Genomic DNA, 3336 nt, shown 5'->3' with positions numbered 1-3336 from the left:
TTGTTGTGTTGGTTGTGTGTTCGTTATTTAGGGCGCATGGTGGATGCCTTGGCATGCTGAGCCGATGAAGGACGTGTAAGGCTGCGTTAAGCCTCGGGGAGTTGTCAATAAAGCGTTGATCCGAGGATGTCCGAATGGGGAAACCTGGCACCTGTTATGGGGTGTTACCCTTCAGTGAATTCATAGCTGTTGTGGGGGTTTACGCGGGGAAGTGAAACATCTCAGTACCCGTAGGAGAAGAAAATAAAATATGATTCTGCTAGTAGTGGCGAACGAACGTGGATGAGGCTAAACCGTGTGCATGTGATACTTGGTAGGGGTTGTGTGTGCGGTGTTGTGGGCCCTGATGGAAGCCAGCTACCACTGGTTTGCTTGTGTGTTGTTGTTAGGTGAAGTGGTGTGGAAACGCCTACCGTAGAGGGTGATAGTCCCGTAGTTGAAGGCTTCAATGTGCAAGTTGTTGGGTTGCCCGAGTAGCAGCGGGCTCGTGGAATCTGCTGTGAATCTGCCGGGACCACCCGGTAAGCCTAAATACTCAGTGTGACCGATAGTGTATTAGTACCGTGAGGGAATGGTGAAAAGTACCCCGGGAGGGGAGTGAAATAGTTCCTGAAACCATGTGCTTACAATCCGTCAGAGCACTTTTTATTGTGTGATGGCGTGCCTTTTGAAGAATGAGCCTGCGAGTCAGCGGCATGTCGCGAGGTTAACCCGTGTGGGGTAGCCGTAGGGAAACCGAATCCTAATGGGGTGTTGAGTGGCATGTCCTGGACCCGAAGCGGGGTGATCTACCCATGGCCAGTGTGAAGCAGTAGTAAGATGCTGTGGAGGCGCGAACCCACGTAGGTTGAAAACTGCGGGGATGAGTTGTGGGTAGGGGTGAAAGGCCAATCAAACTCCGTGATAGCTGGTTCTCCCCGAAATGCATTTAGGTGCAGCGTCGCATTAGCTTGGTGGAGGTAGAGCTACTGGTTGGTTGAGCGGGACTACAATCTTAGCAATGTCAGCCAAACTCCGAATGCCATCAATTGTGTTGTGCGGCAGTGAGACTGTGGGGGATAAGCTTCATAGTCGAGAGGGAAACAGCCCAGATCGCCGGTTAAGGCCCCTAAGGGTGTGCTAAGTGGAAAAGGATGTGGGATCGCGAAGACAGCCAGGAGGTTGGCTTAGAAGCAGCCATCCTTGAAAGAGTGCGTAATAGCTCACTGGTCGAGTGGTCCTGCGCCGACAATGTAGTGGGGCTCAAGCACACCGCCGAAGCCGCGGCAAACATTTTGTTTGGGTAGGGGAGCGTCGTGCATGTGTTGAAGCGTTACCGTAAGGAGGCGTGGAGTGTGTGCGAGTGAGAATGCAGGCATGAGTAACGAATTGGAAGGTGAGAATCCTTCCCGCCGGATGACTAAGGGTTCCTGGGTCAAGTTCGTCTTCCCAGGGTGAGTCGGGACCTAAGGCGAGGCCGACAGGCGTAGTCGATGGACAACCAGTTGATATTCTGGTACCCGTATATCCGCGCCCATGATAAAGCACTGATACTAACCACCGCGGATACGAATTGTGCACTCTTTGAGTGTGTGGTTTGTTGATGTCGTGGGGCCTGATGTGTGGTTCAAGTGATGGGGTGACACAGTGTAGTAGCCATGCCGCTTAGTGGATTGTTGGTGTAAGCGTGTGAGGTGGTGTGTAGGCAAATCCGCACACCGAGTAAGCCTGAGGCGTGATGCGTAGCCCGATTGGGGTGAAGTTGGTGATCTAGTACTGTCGAGAAAAGCCTCTAGCGATGTGGATGTATGGCCCGTACCCTAAACCGACACAGGTGGTCAGGTTGAAAATACTAAGGCGTTCGGGTGAACTGTGGTTAAGGAACTCGGCAAAATGCCCCCGTAACTTCGGGAGAAGGGGGACCACACGACTTAAACCAGCCTTTGCGTTGGTGGTGGGTTGTGGGGTCGCAGAGAATAGAGGGAAGCGACTGTTTATCAAAAACACAGGTCCATGCGAAGACGTTAAGTTGATGTATATGGACTGACGCCTGCCCGGTGCTGGAAGGTTAAGAGGACCGGTTAGTAGTCTTTTGACTGCGAAGCTGAGAATTTAAGCCCCAGTAAACGGCGGTGGTAACTATAACCATCCTAAGGTAGCGAAATTCCTTGTCGGGTAAGTTCCGACCTGCACGAATGGCGTAACGACTTCTCTGCTGTCTCAACCACAGGCCCGGTGAAATTGCACTACGAGTAAAGATGCTCGTTACGCGCGGCAGGACGAAAAGACCCCGGGACCTTCACTATAGCTTGGTATTGGTGTTCGGTTCGGTTTGTGTAGGATAGGTGGGAGACTGTGAAACGTGCACGCCAGTGTGTGTGGAGTCGTTGTTGAAATACCACTCTGATCGGATTGGATGTCTAACCTTGGCCCATGATCTGGGTTGGGGACAGTGCCTGGTGGGTAGTTTAACTGGGGCGGTTGCCTCCCAAAATGTAACGGAGGCGCCCAAAGGTTCCCTCAGCCTGGTTGGCAATCAGGTGGTGAGTGTAAGTGCACAAGGGAGCTTGACTGTGAGACAGACATGTCGAACAGGGACGAAAGTCGGGACTAGTGATCCGGCACCTACTTGTGGATGTGGTGTCGCTCAACGGATAAAAGGTACCCCGGGGATAACAGGCTGATCTTCCCCAAGAGTCCATATCGACGGGATGGTTTGGCACCTCGATGTCGGCTCGTCGCATCCTGGGGCTGGAGTAGGTCCCAAGGGTTGGGCTGTTCGCCCATTAAAGCGGCACGCGAGCTGGGTTCAGAACGTCGTGAGACAGTTCGGTCTCTATCCGCCGCGCGCGTTGAAACTTGAAGAAGGCTGTCCCTAGTACGAGAGGACCGGGACGGACGTACCTCTAGTGTGCCAGTTGTTCCGCCAGGAGCATGGCTGGTTGGCTACGTACGGAAGGGATAACCGCTGAAAGCATCTAAGCGGGAAGCCTGTTTTAAGATGAGGTTTCATTTAAGGTCCCCCAAAGACGATGGGGTTGATAGGCCAGACCTGGAAGCACTGTAAAGTGTGGAGGCTACTGGTACTAATAGACCAAAACAAACACACACACCCAACTTCTGGGGTGTGTAAACAACAAACACAACAAGACAATAATCACTGTCGCTTGCGTCCACTACACAGTATCTGACACAACACCAGCAAACCAGAATTTGCTCCGTGTGTTTGTCGGTGGCCTATAGCAGCAGGGAAACGCCCGGTCCCATTCCGAACCCGGAAGCTAAGCCTGCTAACGCTGATGGTACTGCAACCGGGAGGTTGTGGGAGAGTAAGAAACCGCCGACACCAAACAACAA

At 52.7% G+C, this 3336-nt stretch carries 2 rRNA genes; both read left to right on the top strand.

Annotated features, from left to right (window positions below):
- The first annotated feature begins 16 nt into the window (after positions 1–16).
- A 23S ribosomal RNA gene (locus FME68_RS12810) occupies positions 17–3088 on the top strand.
- 119 nt (positions 3089–3207) lie between these two features.
- Positions 3208–3325 (top strand): 5S ribosomal RNA (gene rrf / locus FME68_RS12805).
- The last annotated feature ends 11 nt before the right edge of the window (positions 3326–3336 follow it).

The organism is Corynebacterium hiratae (genome assembly GCF_009708045.1).
Classification (GTDB): domain Bacteria; phylum Actinomycetota; class Actinomycetes; order Mycobacteriales; family Mycobacteriaceae; genus Corynebacterium; species Corynebacterium hiratae.
The sequence above is the reverse complement of the archived record's forward strand: the minus strand, read 5'-3'. Positions and strand labels throughout refer to the sequence as shown.